This is a genomic window from Thiocapsa sp. (assembly GCF_011390875.1).
Classification (GTDB): Bacteria; Pseudomonadota; Gammaproteobacteria; order Chromatiales; family Chromatiaceae; genus Thiocapsa.
Genome location: NZ_JAABRP010000253.1, coordinates 1 through 5,973, shown reverse-complemented (window position 1 = coordinate 5,973; position 5,973 = coordinate 1). Strand labels below are relative to the sequence as shown.

Below are 5,973 nucleotides of genomic sequence, written 5' to 3'. Positions count from 1 at the left end.
AGACCGGGGATCGCCGACAACCGCTCGGTGGCCTGCCGCAGGAGACGCTGCTCGTGCGCCGCGATCCGCTCGAACCCGACTCCTTGGAGCCACTCGATGGCCGCGGCCAGGCCGACCGCACCGGCGATATGGGGCGTGCCGGCCTCGAATTTATTCGGAATCTGCGCGTAGGTCGTTTTCTCGAAGGTGACCTGCTCGATCATGTCCCCGCCGCCTTGGTACGGCGGCATCGCCTCCAGCAGGCCGCGTTTCCCGTAGAGCACGCCCATGCCGGTCGGGCCGTAAAGCTTGTGGCCGGAGAAGGCGTAGAAATCGGCATCGAGCGCTTGGACATCGGTCGCGCCGTGGGCGACCCACTGAGCACCGTCGATCAGGGCCAGCGCCCCGGCGGCATGGGCCTCCTCGATGATCGTCTTCACCGGATTGACGGTGCCGAGTGCATTGGAGACGTGGTTGACCGCGACGATCCGAGTACGCGAGGAGAGCAGGCGACGATAGGCGTCCATGTCGAGCTCGCCGGCATCGTCGATCGGGATGACCCGGATGCGCGCACCCGTAACCTCACAGGCCATCTGCCAAGGGACGATGTTGGAGTGATGCTCCAGGCGTGAAAGGACGATCTCGTCGCCCGGCTGCAGGTTGGCCCGACCCCAGGAGGCGGCGACCAGATTGATGGATTCGGTCGTCCCGCGCGTGAAGAGACACTCCACCGGCTCGGCGGCGTGTAGGAAGTGCGCGACCATCTCGCGCGCATAGTCGTGCATCCGGGTGGCGTTGCGCGAGAGCTGGTAGACGCCGCGATGGATGTTGGCGTGGTATTGCTGGTGATAGTCGCTCACCGCCTGGATGACCTGCAGCGGCTGCTGCGTGCTCGCGGCATTGTCCAGATAGGCCAGCGGCTGGTCGTGCACCCGGGTTGCGAGGATCGGAAACTGGGCACGCAGGGCCGCCAGATCCAAGGGCACGGAGGGTGCGGGGGTCGGTGAGAGTCGCGGAGTCATCTTCGGTTCAGTGCACTCGGATGTGGCTGTAGATGTCCAGGTACTGGCGTGCCGGTCGACCCCATGAGCGGTCGACACGCATCCCGTTGATCTGCAGCTGGCGAAAATACTCGGGGTGATTCCGCCACAGATCGATCGCACGCTCCATGGCGGCGGCCAAGGCGGACTCGGTCAGGTCGTCGAAGAGATAGCCGTTGCGCTCCTCGAAGGGACGATCCGAGTAGTTGGCGTCTAAGACCGTATCGGCGAGTCCGCCGACACGCCGCGCGATCGGGACCACGCCGTATTTCATCGCGATCATCTGCGTCAACCCGCAGGGCTCGTAGATGCTCGGGATGAGGATCATGTCCGCGCCTGCATAGATGAGATGGGACAACTCCTCGTCATACGCAAGGACCAGACGGCAATCCGGGTGTCCTTCGGTGTCCTCCTGGAGGCGCCGGAACTGCTCGGCGACCACCGGATCGAGTGCGGCCCCGAGAAGCGCGAGCTGGCAGTCGAGCGCGCACGCATGCGCGATGCCGAAACGCAGGAGATGCACGCCTTTCTGATAGTCGAGGCGGCTGACGACGGCCACGATGGGCTTGTCGTCCTGAACGAGGCCCAGATACGCGCGCAAGGCACGGCGATTGACCTCTTTACCGTCGAGTCGGTCGGCATCGAAGGGTTCCGGGATGTGACGATCGGTCGCGGGGTTCCAGACCGCATCGTCGATACCGTTCAGCACACCGCCGAACTTGCCGTCATGGGTCTTCAAAACGGCCTGAAGCCCCATCCCCTGCTCGGTGTTTTGAATCTCCCAGGCGTAGCGCGGCGAGACGGTGTTGACGAAGTTGGAGAAGACGATCCCGCCCTTCATCAGATTCACGGCGCTCGGATTTGCTGGATCCCGGAGGCGGTCGGCAGTCATGAGACGAGCCGGATCCAGACCGACCTGTCTCAGGATGGATTCGCCGACCACACCCTGGTAGCCGAGGTTGTGCAGGCTGTAGCAGACGCGCACGTCGGTCAGTCCGAGCCGTTGGTAGATCTCGAACAAGAGCACGGGGACCAGCGCGGTCTGCCAATCGTGACAATGGATGACATCCGGACGCCTACCCGAGATCAGCATGAATTCCAGCACGGCCCGACAGAAGAACGCGAAGCGATCCGCATCGTCCGTCTCGCCGTAGATCCGCCCGCGCTGAAAGAACCGATGGGGCGAGTCGGACTCGATGAAGAAGCAGGTCACCCCGTCGACCTCGCCGGAATCCACGCGACAGTCGATCCACCGATCGAAATAGGGGACGCGCAGGTCACGGTAGACCTCGCGGCGTCCTTCGATCAGGTCGTGGCGCAATGAATCGTATCCCGGCAAAAAGACCTCGACCTCTTGGCCGAGCGCCAGAAGCTCGCGGGAGAGCCCGTGCACGACATCCCCGAGCCCGCCTGCCTTCGCGATCGGCGCACACTCGGCGCTGACCATGGCGATATACATACCCTAATTCCCGATTGGCTTTTTGTTGGCGGGCACGCCGAAACCCTCGACCCGCCTAAGCGCGGCGTCACCCCGCATGCGGGGTGATCCCGATGTTTCTCCCCCGCGGGTCTTACGACGACTCGTTCCCGCTGCGCGCCGCGATGTAGGCCAAAGCCTTGTCGATACGACGCAGCGTCGCGTCCTTGCCGACGAGCCGTAGGGTCTCATCGATACCGGGCGAAGCGGCGCGACCGACGATGGCCACGCGCAAGGGTTGGGCGACCTTGCCCATGTTGGTTCCCAGTTCCTCGGCGATTCCTTCGACGACGTGCTTGAGTCCCTCGAGCGTCCAATCCTCGTAGGCCATCAGCTCGAACGCCGCGCGCAGGCGCTCGAGCCCTTCGCGTGCCACCAGACGCAGGTGTTTCTTGGCGGACGCCTCGTCGAAGCTCTCGAAGTCGCGATAGAAGAAGGCGCTGATCTCGGCCAGCTCGGTCAGGGTTTTGGCGCGCGCGGCCTGGACCTTGACCACCTCGATCAGATCGGGGCCGGTCGCGGGATCGATGTCGAGACGCCCCATGTGCGGACTGAGCAGGCGGGCAATGCGCGCCGGGTCGGCGTGGTGCAGATACTGCTGATTCAGCCAATCGAGCTTGTCGGTGTTGAACGCGGAGGCCGCCTTGTTGACGTCCCCGATCTCGAAAAGGTTGATCATCTCCTCGACGGAGAAGAGCTCCTGATCGCCGTGCGACCACCCCAGACGGACCAGATAGTTGAGCAGGGCCTCGGGCAGATAGCCCTGATCGCGATAGGCGATGACGCTCACCGCACCGTGGCGCTTGGACAGGCGCGCACCGTCGTCGCCGAGGATCATGGGCACATGGGCGTAGCGCGGCGGCTCATGGCCGAGCGCACGCAGGATATTGATCTGGCGCGGCGTGTTGTTGAGATGGTCGTCGCCGCGGATGACGTGGGTGATGCCCATATCCGCGTCGTCCACCACCACGCTCAGGTTGTAGGTGGGTGCCCCGTCGCTGCGCCGGATGACCAGGTCGTCCAGCTCGGCGTTGGCGAAGACGACCCGGCCGCGGATCATATCGTCGACGACCACGACGCCATCGCCGGGATTCTTAAAGCGGATGACGTGGGGCTCGTTCGGATCGACCTCGTGACCGCGACAATGGCCGTCGTAGCGCGGCTTCAGCCGCTGCTCCATTTGGTCCTCGCGCAGTTTTTCCAGGCGCTCCTTCGAGCAGACGCAGCGATAGGCCAGACCCTTGGCCAGCAGCTCGTCGATCACGGCGTTGTAACGCTCGAAGCGCTGGGTCTGGTAGAAGGGTCCCTCGTCGTAGTCCAAGCCGAGCCAGGTCATGCCCTCGAGGATGGCGTTGACGGACTCGGCCGTCGAGCGCTCCAGGTCCGTATCCTCGATCCGCAGCACGAACTGCCCGCCGTGCTTGCGCGCGAAGAGATAACTGAAGAGCGCCGTGCGGGCGCCTCCGACGTGCAGATAACCGGTAGGGGACGGGGCGAATCGGGTACGGACGGTCATGGGCTTCCGGATCGGTTGTAGGGGACGCGTGGCGGCGATTCTAACAGAGCCCCTTCGACCTGCTCGCTTGTTCGCTCGCCGTCGTCCCTCATCTTGTTCAATCAAGCGGCCTTCGGTTATGTTCGTACCATGAGATTCTCCGAAGCAGACAGCAGCAGCGGCCAACTGATCGACGCCTACGGGAAGGAAGGCATCCGGATCGGGGGTCGACGCTTTACCCGAGGGCTGATCGTGACGCCGAACCGGGTCGAAGAGGGCTGGGGTCCGGCGGACCCGGCCGATCTAACGGTCGAGCACCTGGATGCACTGATCGCGATCGAGCCCGGGATCCAGGTGATCGTGCTCGGGACCGGGGAGACACAGGTCTTCCCCGATCCGGCGCTCTACTTTGCCGTAATCGGGCGCGGCGTCGGCTTCGAGGTCATGGATACGGGTGCGGCCTGCCGGACCTACAACATCTTGATGTCGGAGGGGCGGCGTGTCGTCGCCGGTCTCTTGCCTTGGAGCTGAACCGCGCTGAACCGCGTCCGGCGTGATCATTTATGCTTCAGTGATATCGCACGTTCAGCGTCACCCAAGTGACTCGGAGTCGACGCGGTTCAGGTCTTTTCTTCAATCTTTTCGGGTCCGAATCTGTACGCCCTGCGTGTCGGCTCACCGCTCGCTCGATTGTCATCGCATCATCCGGAGCGCTCCACCACATGGATCGACAGATCATTCTTTCCGTCCTCGGCGTCGCCGTCTTGAGCTTCCTGGGCGTTCTTTTGCTCATGCCCGCGTCGATCGAAGACGGCCCGGATCGCTTACCTTGGCGCGTTTCGCAGGACGTTGCGGGGCGCACACAGGTCTTCGGTTTCACCATCGGGGAAACCACGCTGGCGCAGGTGCGTGCACTGTTCGGCGAGGACGGCAAGGTCAATCTCTTCCAAGACCCGACGCAGGCCGAGACTTACGGCGTGGAAGCCTTCTTCGACCAGATCCATCTGCAGCGCCTGCGCGCGGACTTCGTGATCACGCTCGATGTCGACCAGGCCACCCTCGCCGCCATGTACGAGCGCGGCCTGCGGATCAGCCAGGTCGGCAGCGGCAGCCGCAAGGTGAAGCTCGACCCGAACGACGTCGAGACCTTGGCCTCGCGCCCGATTCGGTCCATCAGCTATCTTCCGAAGGCTAGGCTGGACAACGAATTGATCGAGCAACGCTTCGGCACACCCGATCTGCGCCTGACCGAGCCCGAGACCGACATCGTCCATTGGCTCTACCCCGAGCGAGGAATGGACATCAGCCGCAGCCCCAACGGGACGGTGATCATTCAATACCTCAACCCGGTCGACTTCGACCGGCTCCTGAGCCCCCTGCAGGATGCCGTCCCCGGGGATGAGACCCCGCCGGAGACCTGAGCATGTCGAAACACCCTCTTATCGCCGCCTTGGCCTTGGCGGGATTCGCCTTCGCCGCGGCGACGACGGCCGCCGACCTGGCCAAGATCCGTTTCGTCACCGACTGGAAGGCGCAGGCCCCGCAAGGCGGCTTCTACCAGGCCAAGGCGCTCGGCCTCTATGCCGAGCAGGGTCTGGATGTCGAGATCATTCAGGGCGGCCCCTCGGTGAATGTTCCGCTGTTGCTGGGCTCCAACCAGGCCGATTTCGGGATCGGCTCCAACAGCTTTATCCCGATCAACATCGTCGCGGCCGGGATCCCGGCCACGGCCGTCGCGGCCATCTTCCAGAAAGACCCGCAAGTGCTGATCACGCATCCGCGCGAGGACGTCCGATCCATTGCCGACATGAAGGGCAAGCCGATCATGATCTCGGACGCCGATGTCGGCAGCCACTGGATCTGGCTGAAGGCCAAGTTCGGATTTACGGATCGGCAGATCCGCAAGTACACCTACAACCTCGCCCCCTTTCTTACCGATCCCCGTGCGATTCAACAGGGCTATGTCACGAGCGAGCCTTTCC

Annotated in this window: 6 protein-coding genes; 3 read left to right on the top strand and 3 right to left on the bottom strand. The window is 63.7% G+C overall.

Annotated elements, in window-relative coordinates; translation table 11 throughout:
- The 3 genes from GPT33_RS16425 to gltX all read right to left on the bottom strand — a co-directional run.
- Positions 1–1,001 (bottom strand): aminotransferase class V-fold PLP-dependent enzyme (locus tag GPT33_RS16425; RefSeq protein WP_296811004.1); only part of this gene is annotated, 1,001 nt, incomplete at its 3' end.
- Positions 1,002–1,008: 7 nt separating this feature from the next.
- Positions 1,009–2,478 carry a glycogen synthase gene (locus GPT33_RS16420; RefSeq protein WP_296811001.1) on the bottom strand — a complete coding sequence of 490 codons (1,470 nt, stop codon included), beginning with the start codon at positions 2,476–2,478 and terminating at the stop codon, positions 1,009–1,011.
- A 112-nt stretch (positions 2,479–2,590) separates the two neighbouring features.
- Positions 2,591–4,012 (bottom strand): glutamate--tRNA ligase, encoded by a 1,422-nt coding sequence (gltX, locus tag GPT33_RS16415; protein ID WP_296810998.1) that lies wholly within the window; start codon positions 4,010–4,012, stop codon positions 2,591–2,593.
- A 129-nt stretch (positions 4,013–4,141) separates the two neighbouring features.
- Here gltX and GPT33_RS16410 point away from each other — a divergent pair, with 129 nt between their 5' ends.
- The 3 genes from GPT33_RS16410 to GPT33_RS16400 all read left to right on the top strand — a co-directional run.
- Positions 4,142–4,522 carry an Mth938-like domain-containing protein gene (locus GPT33_RS16410; RefSeq protein WP_296810995.1) on the top strand — a complete coding sequence of 127 codons (381 nt, stop codon included), beginning with the start codon at positions 4,142–4,144 and terminating at the stop codon, positions 4,520–4,522.
- Between the two features lie 191 nt (positions 4,523–4,713).
- Positions 4,714–5,412, top strand: a complete 699-nt coding sequence (locus GPT33_RS16405) for a hypothetical protein (protein ID WP_296810993.1) — start codon at positions 4,714–4,716, stop codon at positions 5,410–5,412.
- A gap of 2 nt (positions 5,413–5,414) precedes the next feature.
- The coding region (locus GPT33_RS16400; RefSeq protein ID WP_296810990.1) for an ABC transporter substrate-binding protein at positions 5,415–5,973 on the top strand (559 nt) is incomplete at its 3' end.

What these genes read in the sequence shown, in the direction of transcription:
- GPT33_RS16420 (WP_296811001.1), bottom strand. Translation starts at nt 2,478, where the DNA reads ATGTATATCGCCATGGTCAGCGCCGAGTGTGCGCCGATCGCGAAGGCA.
- gltX (WP_296810998.1), bottom strand. Translation starts at nt 4,012, where the DNA reads ATGACCGTCCGTACCCGATTCGCCCCGTCCCCTACCGGTTATCTGCAC.
- GPT33_RS16410 (WP_296810995.1), top strand. Translation starts at nt 4,142, where the DNA reads ATGAGATTCTCCGAAGCAGACAGCAGCAGCGGCCAACTGATCGACGCC.
- GPT33_RS16405 (WP_296810993.1), top strand. Translation starts at nt 4,714, where the DNA reads ATGGATCGACAGATCATTCTTTCCGTCCTCGGCGTCGCCGTCTTGAGC.